This is a genomic window from Streptomyces sp. NPDC001157, from assembly GCF_053598255.1.
In genome coordinates this window covers 1-23087 of sequence record NZ_JBSFJW010000008.1, presented here as the reverse complement: position 1 = coordinate 23087, position 23087 = coordinate 1, and the positions used below count along the sequence as shown (strand labels likewise).

Sequence of the window (23087 nt, the reverse complement as noted above, 5' to 3'; positions counted from 1 at the left end):
CCGACTCCGCGTCAAGGCCCGCAGGGCCCTGCGCCTATGGTTGCTCCAGCGCTCATTCAAAGTCACAGCCCCGCCTGCCGCTCGCGTTAGGACAGCAAGGACAGCGATGCCCTCCAACACCACCGCCACAACGGGTGACAAGCCCGGCAAGTCCGGCAGGAAGAAGGGGCGCAAAGCCCGACTGGTCGTGCTGGTACTGGTCCTGGCCATCATCGGAGGCCTCGCCTACGGGGCGTACTGGTCCATCAGCACCGTCCGCGCGTCGTTCCCGCAGACCAAGGGCTCCATCACGCTCGACGGCCTGTCAGGACCCGTCGACGTCAAGCGCGACGGAAACGGCATCCCGCAGATCTACGCGTCCTCCGACGAGGACCTGTTCATGGCGCAGGGCTACGTCCAGGCGCAGGACCGGTTCTACGAGATGGACGTGCGCCGCCACATGACCTCCGGCCGCCTCTCGGAGATGTTCGGCAAGGACCAGGTCAAGGACGACGAGTTCCTGCGCACCCTGGGCTGGGACCGGGTGGCGAAGCAGGAGTACGACACCAAGCTGTCGGCCTCCACCAAGAGGTACCTCCAGGCGTACGCCAAGGGAGTCAACGCCTACCTGAAGGGCAGGAGCGGCAAGGACATCTCCCTGGAGTACGCGGCCCTGGGCTTCGTCAACGACTACGAGCCGGCGCAGTGGACCCCGGTCGACTCGATCTCCTGGCTGAAGGCGATGGCCTGGGACCTGCGCGGCAACATGCAGGACGAGATCGACCGCGCCCTGATGACCAGCCGCCTCGGCCCCAAGCAGATCGCCGACCTGTACCCGGACTACCCGTACAGCCGCAACAAGGCGATCGTCCAGGAGGGCCAGTACAACGCGCTCACCAAGACGTTCCAGCAGAACGGCAGCTCGTCCACGAGCGGTACGTCCGGTACCTCTGGTACGTCCGGTAGCTCCACGAGCAGCGCGACCGGCTCGGCCCTGACGAGCCAGCTGTCGGGTCTCTACAAGGTCCTCGACAACGTCCCCACGGCGGTCGGCGTGAACGGCCAGGGCATCGGCTCCAACTCCTGGGTCGTCGCTGGGAGCCACACCATCAAGGGCAAGCCGCTGCTGGCCAACGACCCGCACCTGTCGGCCTCACTGCCGTCGGTCTGGTACCAGATGGGCCTGCACTGCCGCAGCGTCTCCAGCAAGTGCCAGTACGACGTGACCGGTTACACCTTCGCGGGCATGCCCGGCGTGGTCATCGGCCACAACCAGAACATCGCCTGGGGCATGACCAACTCCGGTGTCGACGTCACCGACCTGTACCTGGAGAAGGTCTCCGGCGACGGCTACCTCTACGACGGCACGGTGCGGCCGTTCAAGACCCGCGAGGAGACCATCAAGGTCGCCGGCGGCAAGTCCAAGACGATCGTCGTCCGCCAGACCGCCGACGGGATGCCCCTGCTCTCCGACCGCGACGACGAGCTCGTGACGGTCGGCAAGAAGGCCGCCGTCAACACCGCCGCACCCGACCGCGGCGACGGCTACGGCATCGCGCTGCGATGGACCGCGCTCGACCCCGGCACCTCCATGGACGCCGTCTTCGCCCTGGACAGGGCCTCGAACTGGAGCGACTTCCGCTCCGCGGCCGCCCTGTTCGACGTGCCCTCGCAGAACCTCGTCTACGCCGACAAGGCCAACATCGGCTACACGCTGCCCGGAAAGATCCCCACGCGCGCGAAGAAGGACGACGGCTCGATCCCCGCGCCCGGCTGGGACTCCGGCTACAAGTGGACCGGGTACATCCCCAAGAACGCGCTGCCCTACGAGTTCAACCCGAAGCGCGGCTACATCGTCACCGCCAACCAGGCCGTGATCGACCCGGACAAGTACCCCTACACGCTCACCAAGGACTGGGGCTACGGCACCCGCAGCCAGCGCATCACCGACCTGATCGAGTCGAAGATCAAGGGCGGCGGCATGATCTCCACCGACGACATGCGTCAGATGCAGCTGGACAACAGCAGCGAGATCGCCAAGCTGCTCGTGCCCCAGCTGCTGAAGATCGACATCAAGGACAAGGACGTCCGCGGCGCGAAGGCCGTCCGTGAGGCGCAGGACCTGCTGGAGGGCTGGGACTACACCCAGGACGCCGACTCGGCCGCGGCCGCCTACTTCAACGCGGTCTGGCGCAACATCCTCAAGCTCGCCTTCGGCAACAAGCTGCCCAAGGAGCTGCGCGTCGAAGGCCAGTGCCTGTGGGTCGACCCGGTCAACAGCACCGGGCCCGCGGACGAGACGAACAAGGTGCGCGAGTGCGGCGAGCGCGCTGCCGACCAGGCGCAGCCGGACGGCGGCGACCGCTGGTTCGAGGTCGTCCGCAGGCTCATGGACGACCAGAAGAGCGACTGGTGGTCCACGCCCAAGTCGCTCACCAGGCCCGGGGCGAGCGACAATCGCGACGATCTGTTCAAGCGCGCCATGATCGACGCCCGTTGGGAGCTGACGGCCAAGCTCGGCAAGGACATCGACACCTGGAGCTGGGGCCGGCTGCACCGCCTGTTCCTGAAGAACCAGACCCTCGGCACCGACGGCCCCGGCTTTGTGAAGTACGTCCTCAACCGCGGCCCCTGGAAGCTCAGCGGCGGCGAGGCGACGGTCAACGCCACCGGCTGGAACGCGGCGGGCGGTTACGGCGTCGTCTGGGTGCCGTCGATGCGCATGGTGGTCAACTTCGACGACCTCGACAAGTCGAAGTGGATCAACCTCACCGGCGCCTCGGGGCACGCCTACAGCGCCCACTACACCGACCAGACGAGCAAGTGGGTCAAGGGCGAACTGCTCGACTGGAACTTCTCGGACAAGGCCGTCGACAAGAACACCAGTGACACCCTCGTCCTGAAGCCATGAGCCACCGGCCCTAGGCCACGGATCAGGATCACGGAAAGTGCCCTCCACGCGCGCGTGGAGGGCACTTCTCATGTGAACCGCCGTACCCCCGACGGCGTCACCACCGCATGCACCGGCCGGTCGTGCGGCTCCTCCGGGACGTGCCCGACGACCTCCGAGTCGTACAGCAGCACCACCAGCGCGGGGTGGGCGTCCGCGCGCTCCAGACGCGTGAGGACGCGGTCGTAGGACCCTCCGCCGCGCCCCAGCCGCATCCCGCGGGCGTCGACCGCGAGACCGGGCAGCAGCACGACGTCGGCGCCGGTCACGGCGTCAGGGCCGAGCCGTTCGCCGACGGGCTCGAAGAGGGCCATTTTTCCGCCGTGTTGGATGCGCGCGAGGGAGCCCTCCCCGGCGTAGGCGCCCCAGTCGAGATCGTTGTCCGGGAGAAGGGCGGGGAGCAGGACGCGCACGCCCCGCTCGCGCAGCGCGTCCAGGAGCGCGAGCGTCCCCGGCTCGCTGCCTACGGAGACGTACGCCGCCACCGTGCGCGCATGCGCCAGCTCCGGCAGCTCGAGAGCGCGACCGGCCAGTGCGTCCGCGGATTCCCGCACGTCATCCGCTGTCAATCTGTTTCTCACCGCGAGGAGCTCTCGCCGCAACATTCGCTTGTCAGCCTCGGTCGCACGTCCGATGTGACTCATAGGTCGCACCCGTACCCTTCTATATACGCTCATATGAGAGCCAATTAACCGGAGCCTCAGATTCCCTGCCAAGGCACCGGATAAGGTTGCCGCCATGACCCAGTCGCACCCCAGGATCAGCAAGGCTGTCATCCCTGCAGCGGGCCTCGGCACGCGGTTCCTGCCGGCCACCAAGGCCACTCCCAAGGAGATGCTGCCGGTCGTCGACAAGCCGGCGATCCAATACGTGGTCGAAGAGGCGGTGTCGGCGGGCCTCGACGACGTCCTCATGATCACGGGCCGCAACAAGCGCCCCCTTGAGGACCACTTCGACCGCAACTACGAGCTCGAGTCCGCCCTCCAGAAGAAGGGCGACGCGGGCCGGCTCGCCAAGGTCCAGGAGTCCAGCGACCTCGCGACCATGCACTACGTGCGTCAGGGCGACCCCAGAGGCCTCGGCCACGCGGTGCTGTGCGCCGCCCCGCACGTAGGCCGCGAGCCCTTCGCCGTTCTCCTCGGCGACGACCTGATCGACCCGCGCGACCCGCTCCTCGCCCGCATGGTGGAGGTCCAGGAGCAGCGCGGCGGCAGCGTCATCGCGCTCATGGAGGTCGCGCCCGAGCAGATCCACCTCTACGGCTGTGCGGCTGTCGACCCCACCGAGGACGCCGACGTCGTCAAGGTCCACGACCTGGTCGAGAAGCCGGCCGCGGCGGACGCCCCGTCGAACTACGCGATCATCGGCCGGTACGTCCTCGACCCGCACATCTTCGACATACTGCGCAAGACCGAGCCGGGCCGCGGCAACGAGATCCAGCTCACCGACGCACTCCAGCAGCTCTCGCAGGACGAGAAGGTCGGCGGCCCGGTGCACGGCGTCGTCTTCAAGGGCCGCCGCTATGACACCGGCGACCGCGGCGACTACCTGCGTGCCATTGTCAGACTCGCATGCGAACGTGAAGACCTGGGCCCGGACTTCCGGACCTGGCTTCGCAGTTACGTAGCCGAGGAGATGTAGCAACGTTGAGCAGCGCCGCGCCCCGCACCACCGGCCAGGACCACCTCTGGTCGGTGGACGAGCACCTGGAGGACATCCTCACCACCGTCCGCCCCCTGGAACCCATCGAGCTGCAACTCCTCGACGCCCAGGGCTGCGTCCTGGTCGAGGACGTCACGGTGCCGGTCTCGCTGCCGCCGTTCGACAACAGCTCCATGGACGGGTACGCGGTGCGGGTCTCGGATGTCGCGGGCGCGAGCGCGGAGTTCCCCGCCGTCCTGGCCGTCGTCGGGGACGTCGCGGCGGGCCAGGCGGACCTGCTCCATGTGGGCCCCGGCCAGGCCGCCCGCATCATGACCGGCGCTCCGCTGCCGCCCGGCGCGGAGACCGTCGTCCCCGTCGAGTGGACCGACGGCGGCCTCGGCGAGGGCCCGGCGACCGGCATGCGCGCCCGGTCCCTGGCCCCCGAGGGCGCCGAGGGACATGTGCACGTGTACCGCCCGGCCGAGGCACGCGCGCACGTACGCGCGAAGGGCAGCGACGTGAGGTCCGGCGACCGCGCCCTGGAGGCCGGCACGGTCCTCGGACCGCCGCAGATCGCCCTGCTCGCCGCGATCGGCCGCGGCACGGTACGCGTGCGCCCCCGCCCGCGCGTGGTCGTCATGTCCACCGGCAGCGAACTCGTCCAGCCCGACGAGAAGCTGGGCAGCGGCCAGATCTACGACTCCAACAGCTTCGCCCTCACCGCCGCCGCCCGCGACGCCGGCGCCATCGCCTACCGCGTGGGCGCCGTCGCCGACGACGCGGAGACCCTCCGCTCCACCATCGAGGACCAGCTCGTGCGCGCGGACCTCCTGGTCACCACGGGCGGCGTGAGCGTCGGGGCGTACGACGTCGTCAAGGAGGCCCTGTCGTACGTCGGCGACGAGGACGAACCGGGCAGCGGCGTCGAGTTCCGCAAGCTCGCCATGCAGCCGGGCAAGCCCCAGGGCTTCGGCTCCATCGGCCCCGACCACACCCCGCTGCTGGCGCTCCCCGGCAACCCGGTGTCGTCGTACGTCTCCTTCGAGCTCTTCGTCCGCCCCGCCATCCGCACCCTCATGGGGCTCGACGACGTGCACCGGCCGCGCACTCGCGCGACCCTTACCGCTCCCAAGGCGCTGACCTCGCCGAAGGGCCGCAGACAGTTTCTGCGGGGGACGTACGCCGACGGCTCCGTGACCCCGGTCGGCGGCGCCGGATCCCACCTGGTCGCGGCCCTCGCGCACGCCGACGCACTGATCGTCGTCCCCGAGGACGTGGAGTCCGTCGAGCCCGGCTCCGAGGTCGAGGTCGTCCTGCTCGGCTGAGTCCTCCCGGCTAGCGGTACCGTGTCGCGCACAACAGACCCACGCGCCGCACCGCGAGGGGCCCGGACGGGAGCGCCACACAACCAATGAGTACGGACGATCGACTGACCCACATCGACGACGCGGGCGCCGCCCGCATGGTCGACGTGTCCGGCAAGGACGTGACCGCGCGCACCGCCCGCGCCAGCGGACGCGTCCTCGTCTCGCCCCGAGTGGTCGAGCTGCTGCGCGGTGAGGGGGTCCCCAAGGGCGACGCTCTCGCCACCGCGCGCATCGCGGGCATCATGGGCGCCAAGCGCACCCCGGACCTCATCCCGCTGTGCCACCCGTTGTCGGTGTCCGGTGTGAAACTGGACCTGTCGGTCGCGGACGACGCCGTCGAGATCCTGGCCACCGTCAGGACCACGGACCGCACGGGCGTCGAGATGGAGGCCCTCACCGCCGTCTCCGTCGCCGCGCTCACCGTGATCGACATGGTCAAGGCGGTCGACAAGGGAGCGGTCATCACGGACGTACGGGTGGAGGAGAAGACGGGCGGCAAGTCGGGCGACTGGAGCCGGACATGACGTATCGCGCGCTTGTCGTCACCGCCTCGAACCGCGCCGCCGCCGGGATCTACGAGGACAAGGGCGGCCCGCTGATCGCCGATGGCCTGAGGGGCTTCGGCTTGGCCGTCGACGGACCGCAGGTCGTGCCCGACGGGGACCCGGTGGAGGCCGCCCTGCGCGCCGCCGTCGAAGCCGGGTACGACGTGATCGTGACCACCGGGGGCACCGGCCTCACGCCCACCGACCGCACCCCCGAGGCGACCCGCGCGGTCATCGACCACGAGGTGCCGGGCATCGCCGAGGCCATCAGGGCGTTCGGACGGGACAAGGTGCCCACCGCCGCGCTCTCCCGGGGCCTGGCCGGAGTTGCGGGAGGCACACTGATCGTCAATCTGCCGGGCTCCACCGGCGGGGTGAAGGACGGCCTCGCCGTCCTGGAACCCGTCCTGGTCCATGCCGTCGACCAGATCCGCGGCGGCGACCACCCCAGACCCGGCTCCACCAGTGGGGGTGCGAGCTGAACAGCCCATCCTGGCCCGTCGTGCTGACGGACGGCGACATCGTCCTGAGGCCGATAAAGCTGCGCGACCAGCGGGCCTGGCGCGAGGTCAACCGGCGCAACCGGGACTGGCTGCGACCCTGGGAGGCGACCATTCCGCCGCCCACCCCGAGCGGGCCGATCGCGCACCGGCCGACCTACCGCCAGATGGTCCGGCACCTGCGGTCCGAAGCGAACTCCGGCCGGATGCTGCCGTTCGTCATCGAGTACCAGGGGCGTCTGGTCGGGCAGTTGACGGTCGCCGGGATCACCTGGGGCTCCATGTGCTCGGGGCACATCGGCTACTGGGTGGACGAGTCGGTGGCCGGACGCGGAGTGATGCCGACCGCCGTGGCGCTTGTCGTGGACCACTGTTTCCGCACCGTCGGACTGCACCGCATCGAGGTCTGCATTCGCCCGGAGAACGGGCCGAGCCGCCGGGTCGTGGAGAAACTCGGATTCCGTGAGGAGGGCCTCAGGCCGCGTTATCTCCACATCGACGGGGCCTGGCGCGACCACCTCGTCTTCGCGCTCACCGCGGAAGAGGTCCCCGAGGGGTTGCTGAGCCGCTGGCAGCGGGCACGTACCAGGGGGAATCCCGCATAGCCCGGGAAGACCGGGGAGCCGGGAAGCCCGGGGAAATTGAATATGTGTTCGAAATTGATCGGGTGGCGACCGCCTCAAGGCGTTAAATTCACGCCCTCGGTGGGGTGCTGATCGCATCGGTCACAAAAAAAGTTCGAAATATCAGCCAGATCGTGCGACACACCGGCTCAATTGGCAGATGGCCTCATGCAAACCCCTCTACCGTGTGAGGCGTGAGCAGCAGCGGCCTCATCTACGCAGTCATTGTCGGGGCCTGGGCCGCCTACTTGGTGCCGATGTGGCTCCGTAGGCAGGACGAGCTGAACGAGGCCCGTCCGACGGAACGCTTCAGCACCGCCATCCGGCTGCTGTCCGGACGGGCGGGTATGGAGCGCCGGTACGCCAAGGACCTGCAGGCGCGCTCCACCGAGGAGGGGGAGTCCAGCGCCGGTCGTCCGGACGCCGTCACCGACTCGGTGGACGTCCGGGCCTTCGCCGTGCCTCCGATCCGCCCCCAGGTGCGCGCGGACGTACCGGCACAGGCGCCGCCGGTCCAGGCGCAGGCGCCAGTGCGCGCACAACCCGTGAGGGAACAGGCGGCAGCCCCGGCGCCCGCACCGGCCCCCGCCCCCGCCCCGCCGCGGAAACGGGTGCCCGCGGCCCGGCGCTCCCCCTCGGAGGAAGCCGCCCTGGCGCGCGCCCGACGCATGAAGGCGCTCGCGCGGCGCCGCCGCACCACCGTGATGCTCTTCATCGCGTTCACGCTCGGCGCGATCGTCGCCGCGGTCGGGGGGCTCGCGTTCCTCTGGGCGCCCGGAGTGCCCGCCGTGCTGCTCAGCGCGTACATCGCATACCTGCGCTCCCAGGAGCGACGCCGCTTCGCCTACCAGATGGACCGGCGCCGCGCCGAGGACGCCGCCGAGCGACTCCGTGAGCGCGCTCGCCAGCCGCGCCGCCGCACGGCCGTCACCGAGGCGGACGCCGACGAATCGGACGAGGGACCGGCGCAGGACGCCGACCCCGGACTGTCCGCGCTCGCCGCCGACCGGCGTGCCCTCGTCGAGCAGACCGACCACGCCGAGTGGGTGGACCAGCAGCGCGAGCGGCAGCGGCGGCCCGGGCACGGGGACAGCTGGGACCCGGTGCCGGTGCCGTTGCCGACGTATGTGACCGCGCCGGTCGCTCCGCGGGCCACCGCGGACGTCGACCTCGGGGCTCCGGACACATGGAGCTCGGCGCGGTCGGGCTCCGTGGCCCGGGGGCAGGAGGCGCAGTCCGCCGACGCCGTGGAACCGGGCACGGCCGCTCCCGCCGAGGACAAGGCGGACGACGACGGGCGCAGTGACGCCCGCCGGGCGGCCTCCGCGCGGCGGGCCCGGGAGCGCGGGCGTACGCCGCTGTTCGACCAGTACGAGGACGGCGAGCGGCCGCGGGCCGCCAACGAGTAGCCCCCCGACCTGTACCGCTGCCTCGGCGGCGGGGCGGGAACGGATTTCCAAGCACGCGGATCGGGGTGCTAGAGTTTCACTCGTTGCAAGGGCCTGTGGCGCAGTCCGGTAGCGCACCTCGTTCGCATCGAGGGGGCCAGGGGTTCAAATCCCCTCAGGTCCACCGCAACAACTGGTCAGGGAAACCTGAGGCAGTTGATGAGATCCCGTCCGATCGGAAGATCGGGCGGGATCTTTGTTGTGTCTGACGCGGTGCCTGACGTCCTGTCAGGCGGGCCTGTCGCAGCCCCTTCGCGAAGCACCGGCTGCTCTCGTAGTGCCGGTAGTAGCCGAACTTCTCGCAGGGCTCGTACCCGCTGGACGTGTACAGGGCGATGGCCTCCGGCTGCTTCGTCCCCGTCTCCAGGACCATCCGCAGGCGGCCGGCCGCGCGGGCGTCGTCCTCCAGGGCGGCCAGGATGCGCCGGGCGAGTCCGCGGCCGCGTGCCGACTCCACCACGTACATCCGCTTGACCTCGGCGTCCCCGTCGAGGTTGCCCTCGCCGTTGGTGTCCTTGGCGCGCCAGCCGCCCGTGGCCACGGGGGCGTCGCTCTCGTCGTACGCGATGAGGTACACGCCGTTCGGCGGCTCGAAGTCCGCCGGGTCCAGCGATGTTGCATCCCCGCCGTCGCCGTAGCGCACGTGGTACTCCGCCTGGACCTCGTCGTTCAGCTTGACGGCGTCCGGGTGATCGAAGGAGACGCGACGTATATTCATGTGATGGATCGTACATCTATGCATAGAGGGGGTCTGGTCGCGATCCAGTGTGCCGGTATCGTTCCCGCGTGCTCACTGTGACCTCCGTCAATGTCAATGGCTTGCGTGCCGCCGCCAAGAAGGGCTTCGTGGAGTGGCTCGCCGGCACCTGTGCCGATGTGCTCTGCCTGCAGGAGGTGCGCGCCGAGCCGCAGCAGCTGCCCGAGCACGTGCGCACGCCCGACGGCTGGCATGTCGTCCATGCCCCGGCCGCCGCCAAGGGCCGTGCCGGTGTCTCCCTCTACACCCGCCGCGAGCCCGACCGCATCCAGGTCGGCTTCGGTGCCGCGGAGTTCGAGACCAGCGGCCGCTACGTAGAGGTCGACCTGCCGGGTGTCACGGTCGCCTCCCTCTACCTCCCCTCCGGCGAGGTCGGCACGGAGCGCCAGGACGAGAAGATCCGCTTCATGGACGAGTTCCTCGCCTATCTGAAGGCGCTGCGGGAGCGCGCCGCCGCCGGCGGACGTGAAGTCGTCGTCTGCGGCGACTGGAACATCGCCCACCAGCCGGCCGACCTCAAGAACTGGCGCGCGAACCAGAAGAACTCCGGGTTCCTGCCGGAGGAGCGTGCGTGGCTCGCCCGGGTCTTCGACGCCGAGGACGGCGGCTATGTCGATGTCGTGCGCGCTCTGCATCCGGAGGTGGAGGGGCCGTACACCTGGTGGTCGTACCGGGGGCGGGCTTTCGACAACGATTCAGGTTGGCGCATCGACTACCAGGTCTCCACGCCCGGGCTCGCCGCGAAGGCCGTCAAGGGCTACGTCGAGCGGGCCGCCACGCACGACGAGCGGTGGTCGGACCATGCGCCCGTGACGGTCGTCTACGACCGCTGATCCTGCTTGCGCAACCGCCGGTCCAGCGCCAGCGAGAGTTCCGCCTCCACCACGCTCCGGGCCAGGGGGCGAAGACGTTGGAGGTCGTCCTCGCCGGCGTGGCGCAGGACCAGTTCGGCGAACATCTCCGCCAGGTCGTCCACGTGTTCCCGGACCTGCTTGCCTGCTGCCAGGACCTCCGCGAGTGGGATGCCCTCGCCGACCAGGGCGGCGGAGACGTCCAGGAGGCGGCGGCTGATGTGGACGATCTCGTCGCCGTCGGTGCCGAGGTAGCCGAGGTCCAGGGCGGCGGCGAGGTTCTCGGGGGTGACCTGGCCCTCGAAGCGGGCGGCGAGTTCCTCGGGGGTGAGACGGACCGGTTCCTCCTCGGTCGGCTCGACGCCCAGGAGATCGGCGACGTCCCGGCCGTGGTCGAGGGCCTCCGCCAGTTCCGCGATGCCGGTCAGGGTGTGGCCGCGTTCCAGCATTGCCGCGATGGTGCGCAGACGGGCCAGGTGGTGGTCGTCGTACCAGGCGATGCGGCCCTCGCGGCGGGGTGGCGGTATCAGTTTGCGTTCTCGGTAGAAGCGCAGGGTGCGTACGGTGATGCCGGCCAGGCGGGCCAGTTCCTCCATGCGGTACTCGCGCTTCTCGGTCACGAACGCAGCCTATGTTGTACCGCCAGTAACATTCATGGCCCTCCACCCCTACCCATCGGTACGGAGCTGCTCTACCCTCCCATTGCGCCAGTGTTCACTGGCGGAGTCGCATGAGGAAGGGCGTCGGCATGGCTGAGCGGGAGCATGTGCGGGTGGCGGTGATCGGGTCCGGGTTCGGCGGACTCGGGGCCGCCGTGCGGCTGCGGCGCGAGGGCGTCACCGACTTCGTCGTCCTGGAACGAGCCGCCAGCGTCGGGGGCACGTGGCGCGACAACAGTTACCCGGGGTGCGCCTGCGACGTGCCCTCCCACCTCTACTCCTTCTCCTTCGCACCCCACCCCGACTGGCCGCGCACCTTCTCCGGGCAGGAGCACATCCGTGCCTACCTGGAGCACGTCACGGACGTCTTCCATCTGCGGCCCCACATCCGCTTCGACTCCGAAGTGAAGATGATGACCTGGGACGGCGAGAAGCTGCGGTGGGAGATCGAGACCAGCAGCGGGTCGCTGTCCGCGGATGTCGTCGTCTCCGCGACCGGGCCGCTGTCCGATCCCAAGGTGCCCGACGTTCCGGGGCTCGACTCCTTCCCCGGCAAGGTCTTCCACTCCGCCCGCTGGGACCATGACTACGACCTGCGCGGCAAGCGCGTCGCCATGGTGGGGACGGGGGCCTCCGCGATCCAGATCGTGCCCGCCATCCAGCCCGAGGTCGGCCGGCTCACCCTCTTCCAGCGCACCCCGCCCTGGGTCATGCCGCGCGTCGACCGCGCCATCACCGGCGCCGAGCGGGCCCTGCACCGCGCGCTGCCCTTCACCACGCAGGCCCGCCGCGGACTGCTGTGGGGGATCCGGGAGCTGCAGGTCCAGGCGTTCACCAAGCACCCGAACGAGCTCGGTTTCGTCGAGCAGCTGGCCAAGCGGAACATGATGCGGGCCATCAAGGACCCGGCGCTGCGCGCCAAGCTCACCCCCGACTACCGCATCGGCTGCAAGCGGATCCTGCTGAGCAGCACCTACTATCCGGCGCTCGCCCGGCCCAATGTCGATGTGGTGGCCAGTGGGTTGAGCGAGATCCGCGGGTCCACCGTCGTCGCCGCCGACGGGAGCGAGGCCGAGGTCGACGCGATCATCTTCGGTACGGGCTTCCATGTCACCGACATGCCGATCGCCGAGCGAGTGGTCGGCGCGGAGGGCAGGACCCTCGCCGAGGCCTGGAAGGGCGGGATGGAGTCCCTGCGGGGCGCGTCCGCCGCCGGGTTCCCCAACTGGATGACCATCATCGGGCCCAACACCGGCCTCGGGAACTCGTCGATGATCCTGATGATCGAGTCACAGCTCAACTACATGGCCGATTTCCTACGGCAGTTGGATGTCCTCGGCGGCCGTGCCGCCCTCGACGCCCGGCCGAGCGCCGTCGCCGCCTGGAACCGGCGGGTGCAGGAGCGCATGAAGCGGACGGTGTGGAACACCGGCGGCTGCACCAGCTGGTACCTCGACCCGAGCGGTCGTAACACCACCATCTGGCCGGGTACGACGACCGAGTTCCGGCGGGCCACCCGGCAGGTGGATCTCGCCGAGTACGAACTGCTCCGGGTGCCCGCCGGGCAGAAGGCGGAGGTGGACGCGTGAGCCGGCTGATGCACGTGAAGACCGGGCCCTACGCCCCGCCCACCCCCGCCCGCGAACTCCTCGCCGTCTCCGCCGACGGCGCCCGGCTGCACGTGGAGGTGCACGGGCCCGAGAACGCGCCCGCCGTCGTCCTCGCCCACGGCTGGACCTGCTCCACCGCCTTCTGGGCCGCGCAGATACGGGACCTCGCCGCCGACCACCGGGTCATCGCCTACGACCAGCGCGGCCACGGACGCAGTCCGGCGAGCCCGGCGTGCAGTCCGGACGCCCTCGCCGACGACCTCGAAGCCGTACTGGAGGCGACCCTCGCGCCGGGTGAGAAGGCCGTGATCGCCGGGCACTCCATGGGCGGTATGACGGTGATGGCGGCGGCCACGAGGAAGAGCTTCCGGGAGCATGCGGCGGCCGTACTGCTGTGCAGCACCGGCTCCTCGCGGCTGGTCGCCGAGTCGACCGTCGTACCCCTCGGGCCCGGGCGGTTGCGGACCTGGCTGACCAGGCACATCCTCGGGGCTCGGGCACCGCTCGGGCCGGTCACGCCCGTCGCCCGGCGGATCCTCAAGTACGGGACGATGGGCCCGGGTTCGGCGCCGCACATGGTGGAGGCGTGCGCGCGGATCGTGCACGCGTGCCCGCGCAAGGTGCGCCACGCCTGGTCGCAGGTCCTCGCTCTGCTCGATCTCGACCACGGCGTACGGGAGTTGAGGGTGCCGACGGCCGTCGTCGTCGGGACCGCGGACCGGCTCACCCCGCCCGTGCAGGCGCGGGCGCTGGTGGCCGCGCTGCCGAACTGCGTGGGCAGCACCGAGCTGCCGGGCCTCGGCCATATGACTCCGGTGGAGGCGCCGGAGCTGGTCACGGGCCGCATCCGGGAGCTTGTGACGACGTACGCAACGATCAAGGAGGGCGCATGAGCAAGGTCAGCCTCGAAGGACAGGTCGCCGTCGTCACGGGCGCCGCGCGCGGTGTCGGTGAGCTGCTCGCGCGGAAGTTGTCGGCGCGGGGGGCCAAGGTGGCGCTGGTCGGGCTGGAGCCGGACGCCCTCAAGCAGGTCTCCGAGCGGCTGCACAGCGACAGCGACCACTGGTACGCCGATGTGACGGACCATGAGGCGATGGCGCGGGTGGCGGGGGAGGTCAAGGAGCGGTTCGGGAAGGTCGACATCGTCGTGGCGAACGCCGGTGTCGCCACCGGCGGTCCCTTCGTGGACTCCGACCCCGAGGCCTGGCGGCGGGTGATCGAGGTGAACCTCATCGGGTCCGCGGTGACTGCCCGTGCCTTCCTGCCGGTTCTGATGGAGAGCCGCGGCTATCTGCTGCAGATCGCGTCCCTCGCGGCGATCACTCCGGCGCCGATGATGACCGCGTACTGCGCCTCCAAGTCCGGTGTGGAGGCGTACGCGCACAGCCTGCGGGCCGAGGTCGGGTACAAGGGCGTACGGGTCGGGGTCGGGTATCTGTCGTGGACCGACACCGACATGGTGCGGGGCGCCGACCAGGACGAGGTCATGCGGGAGCTGCGGCAGCGGCTGCCGTGGCCGTCCAACAAGACGTATCCGCTGGGCCCTGCCGTCGACCGGATCGTCGCCGGGATCGAGCGGCGTTCGAGCCATGTGTACGGGCAGTGGTGGCTGCGCGGGATGCAGGGCGTGCGGGGGTATCTGCCGGGGCTCATCGGGACGGTGGGCCAGCGCGAGATGCGGCGCTTCGGGTCACGCCTGGAGGGCATGCGGTCCGGGCTCGTCGGTGCAGGTGGGGCGGCGGACGAGGAAGCCCGCGCTACGCACCGTAGTTGATCGAAATGCGCTCCGTGGTGGGCCGTGTGAATCTGGTCGAGGCCCGGTCAAGGGCCTTCCCCCCACCCACTACGGGAGTGAACCCACATGGGTATGAAGGACAAGTTCCAGGACCAGTCGCAGCAGTGGCAGGAGCAGGCCAAGCACAAGGCCCAGCAGGCCCGCGAGCAGGGGCAGCAGCGCGGCCAGCAGCAGCGCGGCAAGCCGGGCGAGCGCCTGCGGGACGAGGAGACGGAGCGGTTGCAGCGCGAGGAGCAGGACCGCTTCGACCAGGACTATGACGTCTGATGTCGACGTCCTGCACTGACTGGAAAGGGTGCCCCTGACGAGGGGCACCCTTTCTCACTGCGTCCTGGGCGGCAGCTTTGGGCGTGAGCGGTCGGGGACATTGCTGTAATCCGGAGGGGTCGCCGGGGGGTTGGATTCCAGCAACTCCACCGCCAACTGGACCGCGTCGTCCAGCTGTGCATGTCTCCCCTCCGCCCAGTCCAGGGGGGTGCGGAGGATTTCCAGGTCCGGGGTGACGCCCTTGTTCTCCACGGTCCAGCCGTAGGCGTCGAACCAGGCCGCGTTCATCGGGACGGTGATGACGGTGCCGTCGCCGAGGCGGTGGCGGCCGGTCATGCCGACCACTCCGCCCCAGGTGCGCTGGCCGATGACGGGGCCCAGCTTGAGGAGCTTGATGGCGGCCGTGATCATGTCGCCGTCGGAGGAGGTCGCCTCGTCGGCCAGGGCCACCACCGGGCCGCGGGGTGCGTTGGAGGCGTAGGAGACCGGCTGGGCGTTGCGGGTGAGGTCCCAGCCCAGGATCGTGCGGGACAGTTTCTCGACGACCAGTTCGCTGATGTGGCCGCCCGCGTTGCCGCGTACGTCGACGATCAGGGCGGGCCGCGACACCTCCATCCGCAGATCCCTGTTGAACTGGGCCCAGCCCGAGCCGCCCATGTCCGGGATGTGCAGATAGCCGCAGCGGCCGCCGCTCAACTCCCGTACGACGGCGCGGCGTTTGGCCACCCAGTCCTGGTAGCGCAGGGGGCGTTCGTCGATCAGGGGGACCACGGCCACCCGGCGTGAGCGGCCCGCCTCGCCCTCCGCAGAATCAGAGGGGCCCGAAGGGCCTTCCTTGGAAGGGTGGTGGTGGGCGACGGGTCGGGCGAAGGTGAGCTCGACCGTGGTGCCGCCGGCACCCGCCAGCAGCGGGTACGGCCCGGTCAGCAGGTCCACCGGGCGGCCGTCCACGTGGGTCAGTACGGCGCCGTCCCTGATGCCGGTGCCCGCCAGCGGTGAGCGGGCCTTGGAGTCGGACGACTCACCCGGCAGGATCCGTTTGACCACCCAACCCTCCTGCCTGCGGACGAAGTTGGCGCCGAGCAGGCCCTGGAGGCGCTGGTAGTGGGGTGGGCCCTCGTTGCGGCGGGCGGCGGTGACGTAGGCATGGGAGGTGCCCAGTTCGCCGAGGACCTCGCGCAGGAGGTCGGCGAACTCGTCGGGGGACGCGACCCGTTCGACCAGCGGGCGGTACTGGTCGAGCACCGCGCCCCAGTCGACCCCGCACATCCCCGGATCCCAGAAGTACGCGCGGATGAGCCGGCCGGCCTCCTCGTACGACTGGCGCCACTCGGCGGCCGGGTCGACCTCGTGCAGGATGCGGCGCAGGTCGATCCAGACCGTCGTGTCGCCGTCGCCGGACTCGGAGGAGGGGACGGCCCGCAGGTCGCCCTCGTCGACCACGACCAGGCGGGTGCCGTCGCCGCTGAGCGCGAACCAGTCCAGGTGCTCAAGGAGTTCGGACTTCTTCGCCTTGCTGATGTTGAAGTGTTCGAGGGTCGGGCGGCCGGTGGTGTCGTCCGGGTTGGCGAACGTCTCGCCGAGCGCCCCCGAGATCGGCCAGCGCAGCCAGACCAGGCCGCCGCCCGCCACGGGGTACAGCGCCGAGTACTTGGAGGCGGTGACCGGGAAGGGGGTGACCCGGTTCTCCAGCCCTTCGATCTCGACGGTCACCGCGCCGTCGCCGCCCTCCTCCTCGTCCTCCACCGGGTCCAGGCCCCCGGCGGCCGGCCGGCCCTCCGGGGTCAGGGCGAAGGGGGAGGGGGTCGCGGAGGACAGCGGGACCAGGTACGGGCGGCAGCCGAGCGGGAAGGACAGGTCCCCGGTGTGGACGTCGTACACCGGGTCGAAGCCGCGCCAGGACAGGAAGGCGAGATAGCGGCCGTCTCTGGTGAACACCGGGTTCTCGTCCTCGAAGCGGCCGTTGGTCACGTCGACGATCAGGTGGTCCTTTATGCGCGCCATCTTGATCTGCCGAAGGGAGCGGCCGATGCCCGGGTGGGACCAGGTCAGCCAGGCGCCGTCCGGGGAGAAGGCGAGGTCGCGCACGGGGCCGTTGACCGAGTGGATCAGCTCGGTGACCTCGCCGTTGGAGTCCTCCGTCGCATCGAGGAGCAGCAGGCGGCCGTCGTGCGAGGCCATGGCGAGGCGCTCGCCCCGCGGGTCGGCGACGAGTTCCTGGACGCGTCCCACCTCGCCGGAGGCCAGTCGGCGCGGCTCGCGGTCGCCGGTCGCGCGCGGCAGGTAGGCGATCTCGACGGCGTCCTCGCCCTCCGCGTCCGTCACATAGGCGACCTGGCCGGTCGAGCCGAGCATCTCCGGGAGGCGGACCCGTACGCCCGGGGTGTCGGTGATCGTGCGCGCCGGACCGTCCCGGTGGGTGAGCCAGTACAGGCTGCCGCGTACGACGACGGCGCTCGCGCGGCCCGTCTCGTCGACCGAGATGCCGTCGACGTGCTGGGCGGCCGGGACCTGGTAGGTGCGCCGGCCCGCGCGCGGCCCGCTCAGCCGTACGTCGAGGCGGCGCGGCCCGGAGTCGGCGGCCAGGTCGTCGACGATCCACAGGTCCCCGGCGCACTGGTACACCACCCGGGTCCCGTCGCTCGACGCATGCCGGGCGTAGAAGGCGTCGTGGTCCGTGTGGCGGCGCAGGTCGGAGCCGTCGTAGGCGCAGGAGTAGAGGTTGCCGATGCCTTCGTGGTCGGAGAGGAAGGCGATGCGGCCGCCGACGAACATGGGGGAGTGAAGGTGGCCCTCCAGGTCGGCCAGGAGGCGTTCGCCGTGCAGCCAGAGGCGGCCCATGGCGCCGCCGCGGTAGCGCTTCCAGGCGGCGGGTTCATGGGGCGGGGTGCCGGTGAGCAGGAGGGTCCTGCGCTCTCCTGCGATGTCGGCGACCTGGATGTCGGAGACCGGGCCCCAGGGGAGTTTGCGGCCGGGGTCGCCGTCGGGGGAGACCTTGTACGCCCAGGTGAAGTACGAGAAGGGCTCGCCGTGGGAGGCGACGGCGAGAATCGTGCCCCCGCTGTCCCCTTGGGAGGGTGTCCAGCCGCAGACCTGGGTGTCCGCGGAGCCCCAGTAGGTGAGCTGACGGCCCGGCCCGCCGTCCACCGGGACGGTGTGGATCTCGGGGACCAGACTGCGCCAGCTCGTGTACGCGATGGTGCGGCCGTCCGGCGAGAAGCGGGGGTGGCCGAGCTTCGTACGGTCGACCGTGAGGCGCCAGGCGCGGCCCGGACCGTCCAGGGGGGAGAGCCAGAGGTCGTCCTCGGCCACGAAGCACAACAGGTCACCGCTGAGATGGGGTAGACGCAGATAGCTCACCTCCCCATGCTTTTCCGCCGGATGGGGCCGGGCAACTCGTGGGAACTTATGGATCTTTCACACACGTGAGCCGGGACACGTACGAAACGGTTTCGTTTCGCAGGCGCACAGGGTATCTTCATGAAGGTACGAAGCAGGCGCCGAGGCGGCGCATCCCGAGCGGGAAGGTGAGTGGCATGACTGAGGTCGCAACGGCGCGTCGCAGTCGGATCACGCCCGAGCGTGAGGCCGAGTTGTACGAGGCCGTGCTCGACCTGCTCCGGGAGGTGGGCTACGACGCCGTCACCATGGACGCCGTGGCGGCCCGCACCAAGTCCAGCAAGGCGACGCTCTACCGCCAGTGGGGCGGCAAGGCCGAGCTGGTCGCGAAGGCGGTGCGGCACAACAAGCCGGGACCCTCGTTCGACGAGATCGACACCGGCTCGCTCCGGGGCGACCTGCATGCCCTCACTCTGCGGTCGGACGACTGCGATCTGGAGGCGAACTCCGCGCTGATGCGCGGTCTGGCCATGGCGATCCACGGCAACCCGGACCTCCTCAAGGCGTTCCGGGAGCACCTGATCGAACCTGAGATGGCGGAGTTCCGCCGTGTGCTGCAGCGGGCGATCGACCGCGGTGAGGTCCGTGCGGACAACCCCGCGATCGACTACATGATCCACATGATGATCGGCGGGTTCGCCGCCCGCAGCATCATCGACGAGCAGCCGCCGAACCAGGCCTTCCTCCTCTCGTACATCGACGCGGTGGTCCTCCCCGCCCTCCGCGCCTGACACCTCCCCACCCTCTCCCCAGCACCTGACGTCACCGCTCAAGTCGTCGGGACGATCACCCCTGCCTCCCCGCCGGGCTGATCACCCCTGCCCCGGAGCCTGTGTCGGAACCCCGATACGGGCCCCACACCCCACGACCTGACCGGGAGTACGCCTCCGTGGCCACGTTCCTCTACAAACTCGGCCGGTTCGCCTTCAGGCGACGGCACTTCGTCGCGCTGTTCTGGGTGGCGCTGCTGACCCTCGCGGGGGTCGGCGCCGCCCATGCCCCCGCCGCGGGCTCCACCTCCTTCTCCATACCCGGCACCGAGGCGCAGAAGGCCTTCGACCTGCTGGAACAGCGCTTCCCCGGAATGAGCGCCGACGGCGCGACCGGACGCGTCGTGTTCAAGGCGCCCGCGGGCGAGAAGATGACCGACGCCGCCAACAGGGCGACCGTCGAGAGGACCGTGAAGGAGTTGGCCGACGGCTCCGAGGTGGTCTCCGTCGCCGGCCCCTACCAGGCGCACGCCGTCAGCAAGAACGGCTCGGTCGCCTACGCGTCCGTGAAGTACAAGGTCTCCGGCATGGAGCTCAAGAACGCCTCCCGGGACGCCCTCAAGGAGGCCGCGCAGGACGCGCGCCACGCCGGGCTGACCGTCGAGATCGGCGGTGACGCGCTGCAGGCCGGGGCCGAGCCGGGAGCCGCCGGTGAGGTCGTGGGCCTCGCCATCGCCGCGGTCGTCCTCGTCATCACCTTGGGCTCGCTGGTCGCGGCCGGACTGCCGCTGCTGACGGCGATCATCGGCGTCGGCATCGGCGTCTCCACCATCACCGTCCTGGCCAAGGCACTCGACCTGGGCGACACCACCTCCACCCTCGCCCTGATGATCGGTCTCGCGGTCGGTATCGACTACGCGCTGTTCATCGTCTCCCGCTACCGAGGCGAACTGGCCGAGGGCCGCGACCGGGAGGAGGCCGTCGGACGCGCCGCCGGAACCGCGGGCTCGGCGGTGGTCTTCGCGGGCCTCACCGTCGTGATCGCACTCGCGGGCCTCTCGGTCGTCAACGTCCCGATGCTGACGAAGATGGGCCTCGCGGCGGCGGGCACGGTCGTGGTGGCCGTCCTCATCGCGCTCACCATGGTCCCGGCACTGCTCGGATACGCGGGCAGGAAGGTCAGGGCGGCGGGCGAGAAGCGCCGGAAGAGCGCGGCCGGCACCCCCGGGAAGCCCGGTCTGGGCGCCCGCTGGGCGAGCTTCGTCATCCGCCGTCCGGCCGCCGTGCTGCTGCTCGGCGTGGTCGGTCTGGGCACGATCGCGGTCCCGGCCACCCAGCTGGAGCTGGGCCTGCCCGACGACGGTTCGCAGCCGACGTCCACGACGCAGCGGCGGGCGTACGACTTGTTGTCGGAGGGTTTCGGCGCGGGCTTCAACGGTCCGTTGATGATCGTGGTCGACGCCAAGGACAGCGACGCCCCCAGGGCGGCGGCGGACAAGGTGACCGACGGGATCAAGGGCCTGGGGGACGTCGCCACGGTGACCCCGGCGGTGTTCAACAAGGCCGGCGACACCGCGACGATCACCGTCATCCCGGGCTCGAAGCCGTCCTCGGTACAGACCGAGGACCTGGTGCACGCCATCCGTGACCAGGGCGGCGACATCAAGGCCGACACGGGTGCGAAGGTGCTGGTCACCGGCACCACCGCGATGAACATCGACTTCTCGCAGAAGCTGAACGACGCCCTGATCCCCTACCTGGCCCTGGTGGTGGGCCTCGCGTTCCTGCTGCTGATCGCAGTCTTCCGCTCGATCCTGGTCCCGCTGAAGGCGGCACTCGGCTTCCTGCTGAGCGTGCTCGCCGCGCTCGGTGCGGTGGTCGCGGTCTTCCAGTGGGGCTGGCTCGGCGGCCTGCTGGGCGTCGAGCAGACCGGCCCGATCATGTCGATGATGCCGATCTTCATGGTGGGCGTGGTCTTCGGTCTCGCCATGGACTACGAGGTGTTCCTCGTGACCCGCATGCGCGAGGCGTACGTCCACGGCGAGACGCCGGGCCAGGCCGTGGTGACCGGCTTCCGGCACAGCGCGCGGGTGGTGGCGGCCGCCGCGGCCATCATGATCGCGGTCTTCGGAGGCTTCATCACCTCCAGCGAGTCCATGATCAAGATGATCGGTTTCGGCCTCGCGATCGCCGTCTTCTTCGACGCGTTCGTCGTGCGGATGGCGATCGTCCCGGCGGTCCTCGGCCTGCTCGGCAAGAGGGCCTGGTGGCTGCCGAAGTGGCTGGACCGGGCGGTGCCGAACGTGGACGTCGAGGGCGAGGGCCTGAAGACCCTCGGCGACGGCGACGCGAGGGACAGCGACCCGGACGAGGACCGGGAGCTGGTGCGGGCCTGACGGCCTGGACGGTGGCGGGTGGCCTTCCGAGTCGCATGGTGTAGTGCGCTGCACCATGGGTTCGGGAGGCCGCTCCCTCGTTGCGGGAGGCGCCGGACGGATCAAGGCGTTCCTGTCCCGCCCCGGCATGCTGTGGTTCCTGGTCCTGTTCCTGTTCAACGGCGGGACGGCGGTGGCCATGTACTTTCACGATGGAGGCGGAGGCGATTGTCAGTGGCCGGGTCTAGCCTGCGGGACATGACCACACTGTCTGCACGACCCAACACCGCCCTGCTGGTGATCGACGTCCAGCGGGGCGTCGTGGAGTCCGCGCACGAGCGGGACGCCGTCGTCGCCAACATCGCCGCCCTCGTCGACCAGGCTCGCGCCGCGGACGTGCCGGTCGTCTGGGTCCAGCACTCCGACGAGGGACTCAAGAAGGGCAGCGACGACTGGCAGTACGTCCCCGAACTGCCCCGCCGCGAAGCCGAACCACTGGTGCACAAGAACTACGGCGACTCCTTCGAGGGCACGGACCTGGAGCAGGTCCTCGCCGCGGCCGGAGTCGGCCGTCTCGTCGTGACGGGTGCGGAGACGGACGCCTGCATACGCTCCACGATCCACGGCGCCTTCGTACGGGGCTACGACGTCACGCTCGTCGCCGACGCGCACACCACGAACGACAACAGCAAGTGGGGCGCGCCGCCCCCGGACCAGGTCATCGCCCACACGAACCTGTACTGGCAGTACCACTCGGCACCGGGGCGGACTGCGGCGGTCGCGGAGACGAAGGACGTGACGTTCGGCGGCTGAGAGAGCCGGTCACTTGGAGCCCTGCGCAGGGCGCTGGAGGTCATCGAGCTTGCCGAGGAGTTGGGCTGCACCCTGCCGGAACTGGCCGTCGCCTTCTCACTGGTGCACCCGGCCGTCACGTCGGTGATCACCGGTCCGCGGACCATGGACCAGCTCACCTCGCTGCTCGCGGGCGCGGACCTGCTGCTCGACGACGCGGTACTCGACCGTATCGACGAGATCGTGCCGCCCGGACCGACCTCCACCGCGCCGACGGGGTCTGGCGGCCGCCGTCGATCAGCGAGAGCGCGCTGTGCAGGCGCCCGGCCGGGGAGCGGGCGGCCGCGGTCCAAGCGGTCGTTTCCGGCCCGAAGGCCCAGAGGGGAAGCAAGCCCCAGGCGAGAGGCCTGGGGCTTGCTCTTTGTGCGCCCGATCTGCGGGTGGCTACTTGAGCGGCGTGCCGCCCGAGTTGTGGTACGCGATCGTCTTGTTGATCAGGTTTCCGCCGTCGGTCTCGACCGTGGTCTGTTCCTGCTGCCCCGAGCCGAACAGGAGGGCGGCGACGTGCGCGTTCGCCACCTGGTCCATGTGCGAGAAGAGCCAGTCGACCTTGTCGTCCTGGTAGTGCTGGAAGGTGTTGTTCTGCGCCATGTTGCCCAGGGGGATCTGCCACAGGACGACCGGCTTGCCCACCGACTCGGCCATCGTCTTGTAGAACTGCAGTGCGGCGGCGGCCTTCTGGTCGTTCCAGAAGTGGTCACTGCCGCCGTGGGCCGGCTGTGCGTACCAGCCCGCGTCGCGGTCCGACACGTCGGT

Annotated in this window: 18 protein-coding genes, 1 tRNA gene and 3 pseudogenes; 17 read left to right on the top strand and 5 right to left on the bottom strand. The window is 70.2% G+C overall.

The window, feature by feature from the left end:
* Positions 1–106: 106 nt before the first annotated feature.
* A complete protein-coding gene (locus ACWDAG_RS16885; protein WP_450696349.1) occupies positions 107–2890 on the top strand; it encodes a penicillin acylase family protein in 2784 nt (927 codons plus the stop codon).
* Between the two features lie 68 nt (positions 2891–2958).
* Here the strand turns inward: ACWDAG_RS16885 and ACWDAG_RS16880 are convergent, their stop codons facing one another.
* Positions 2959–3573, bottom strand: coding sequence for a 5-formyltetrahydrofolate cyclo-ligase (locus ACWDAG_RS16880; protein ID WP_450696348.1), 615 nt, complete (start codon positions 3571–3573; stop codon positions 2959–2961).
* A gap of 94 nt (positions 3574–3667) precedes the next feature.
* On the opposite strand from ACWDAG_RS16880, the gene galU reads away from it, so the two are divergent.
* The 7 genes from galU (at position 3668) to ACWDAG_RS16845 (ending at position 9180) form a co-directional block, all read left to right on the top strand.
* Entirely contained in the window at positions 3668–4570 is a 903-nt protein-coding gene (gene galU, locus ACWDAG_RS16875; protein WP_450696347.1) for a UTP--glucose-1-phosphate uridylyltransferase GalU, read from the top strand.
* Positions 4571–4575: 5 nt separating this feature from the next.
* On the top strand, positions 4576–5898 hold the full coding sequence (glp, locus tag ACWDAG_RS16870; RefSeq protein WP_450696346.1) for a molybdotransferase-like divisome protein Glp: 1323 nt from the start codon (positions 4576–4578) through the stop codon (positions 5896–5898).
* A gap of 86 nt (positions 5899–5984) precedes the next feature.
* Positions 5985–6464, top strand: a complete 480-nt coding sequence (gene moaC / locus ACWDAG_RS16865) for a cyclic pyranopterin monophosphate synthase MoaC (RefSeq protein ID WP_390699167.1) — start codon at positions 5985–5987, stop codon at positions 6462–6464.
* Positions 6461–6967, top strand: a complete 507-nt coding sequence (locus ACWDAG_RS16860; RefSeq protein ID WP_450696345.1) for a MogA/MoaB family molybdenum cofactor biosynthesis protein — start codon at positions 6461–6463, stop codon at positions 6965–6967. Before moaC ends, ACWDAG_RS16860 begins: the two co-directional genes overlap by 4 nt.
* A gap of 20 nt (positions 6968–6987) precedes the next feature.
* Positions 6988–7590, top strand: a complete 603-nt coding sequence (locus ACWDAG_RS16855) for a GNAT family N-acetyltransferase (RefSeq protein WP_450696344.1) — start codon at positions 6988–6990, stop codon at positions 7588–7590.
* 212 nt (positions 7591–7802) lie between these two features.
* Positions 7803–9017 (top strand): divisome protein SepX/GlpR, encoded by a 1215-nt coding sequence (gene sepX / locus ACWDAG_RS16850; protein ID WP_450696343.1) that lies wholly within the window; start codon positions 7803–7805, stop codon positions 9015–9017.
* Positions 9018–9106: 89 nt separating this feature from the next.
* Positions 9107–9180 (top strand) — tRNA-Ala (locus ACWDAG_RS16845).
* Between the two features lie 120 nt (positions 9181–9300).
* Here the strand turns inward: ACWDAG_RS16845 and ACWDAG_RS16840 are convergent.
* Positions 9301–9774 (bottom strand): annotated as a pseudogene (locus tag ACWDAG_RS16840) (GNAT family N-acetyltransferase); the annotation flags it as partial.
* Positions 9775–9842: 68 nt separating this feature from the next.
* On the opposite strand from ACWDAG_RS16840, the gene ACWDAG_RS16835 reads away from it, so the two are divergent.
* Positions 9843–10646: an exodeoxyribonuclease III gene (locus tag ACWDAG_RS16835; RefSeq protein WP_450696342.1), complete on the top strand. Its 804-nt coding sequence runs from the start codon at positions 9843–9845 to the stop codon at positions 10644–10646.
* Here the strand turns inward: ACWDAG_RS16835 and ACWDAG_RS16830 are convergent.
* The gene (locus tag ACWDAG_RS16830) at positions 10634–11260 is read right to left on the bottom strand and encodes a MerR family transcriptional regulator (RefSeq protein ID WP_450696611.1); all 627 of its coding nucleotides are present in this window, start codon (positions 11258–11260) and stop codon (positions 10634–10636) included. The genes ACWDAG_RS16835 and ACWDAG_RS16830 overlap by 13 nt on opposite strands.
* A 152-nt stretch (positions 11261–11412) precedes the next feature.
* On the opposite strand from ACWDAG_RS16830, the gene ACWDAG_RS16825 reads away from it, so the two are divergent.
* From ACWDAG_RS16825 to ACWDAG_RS16810, 4 genes are all read left to right on the top strand, one after another.
* Positions 11413–12912 (top strand): flavin-containing monooxygenase, encoded by a 1500-nt coding sequence (locus ACWDAG_RS16825; RefSeq protein WP_450696341.1) that lies wholly within the window; start codon positions 11413–11415, stop codon positions 12910–12912.
* Positions 12909–13826, top strand: a complete 918-nt coding sequence (locus ACWDAG_RS16820; RefSeq protein ID WP_450696340.1) for an alpha/beta fold hydrolase — start codon at positions 12909–12911, stop codon at positions 13824–13826. Before ACWDAG_RS16825 ends, ACWDAG_RS16820 begins: the two co-directional genes overlap by 4 nt.
* Entirely contained in the window at positions 13823–14707 is an 885-nt protein-coding gene (locus ACWDAG_RS16815; protein ID WP_450696339.1) for an SDR family oxidoreductase, read from the top strand. Before ACWDAG_RS16820 ends, ACWDAG_RS16815 begins: the two co-directional genes overlap by 4 nt.
* Positions 14708–14794: 87 nt before the next feature.
* Positions 14795–14995, top strand: a complete 201-nt coding sequence (locus tag ACWDAG_RS16810; RefSeq protein WP_450696338.1) for a hypothetical protein — start codon at positions 14795–14797, stop codon at positions 14993–14995.
* Between the two features lie 54 nt (positions 14996–15049).
* Here the strand turns inward: ACWDAG_RS16810 and ACWDAG_RS16805 are convergent, their stop codons facing one another.
* Positions 15050–18355 (bottom strand): S41 family peptidase, encoded by a 3306-nt coding sequence (locus ACWDAG_RS16805; protein WP_450696337.1) that lies wholly within the window; start codon positions 18353–18355, stop codon positions 15050–15052.
* 176 nt (positions 18356–18531) lie between these two features.
* Between ACWDAG_RS16805 and ACWDAG_RS16800 the strand changes: the two genes are divergently transcribed.
* The 4 genes and pseudogenes from ACWDAG_RS16800 to ACWDAG_RS16785 form a co-directional block, all read left to right on the top strand.
* Positions 18532–19125 carry a TetR/AcrR family transcriptional regulator gene (locus ACWDAG_RS16800; protein ID WP_450696336.1) on the top strand — a complete coding sequence of 198 codons (594 nt, stop codon included), beginning with the start codon at positions 18532–18534 and terminating at the stop codon, positions 19123–19125.
* A gap of 158 nt (positions 19126–19283) precedes the next feature.
* Positions 19284–21500 carry an MMPL family transporter gene (locus tag ACWDAG_RS16795; protein ID WP_450696335.1) on the top strand — a complete coding sequence of 739 codons (2217 nt, stop codon included), beginning with the start codon at positions 19284–19286 and terminating at the stop codon, positions 21498–21500.
* A 237-nt stretch (positions 21501–21737) separates the two neighbouring features.
* Complete coding sequence (locus ACWDAG_RS16790; RefSeq protein ID WP_450696334.1) at positions 21738–22292, top strand: cysteine hydrolase family protein; 555 nt, start codon at positions 21738–21740, stop codon at positions 22290–22292.
* Positions 22293–22328: 36 nt separating this feature from the next.
* Positions 22329–22618, top strand: a pseudogene (locus ACWDAG_RS16785) (aldo/keto reductase); the annotation flags it as partial.
* Positions 22619–22715: 97 nt separating this feature from the next.
* Here the strand turns inward: ACWDAG_RS16785 and ACWDAG_RS16780 are convergent.
* Positions 22716–23087, bottom strand: a pseudogene (locus tag ACWDAG_RS16780) (RICIN domain-containing protein); the annotation flags it as partial.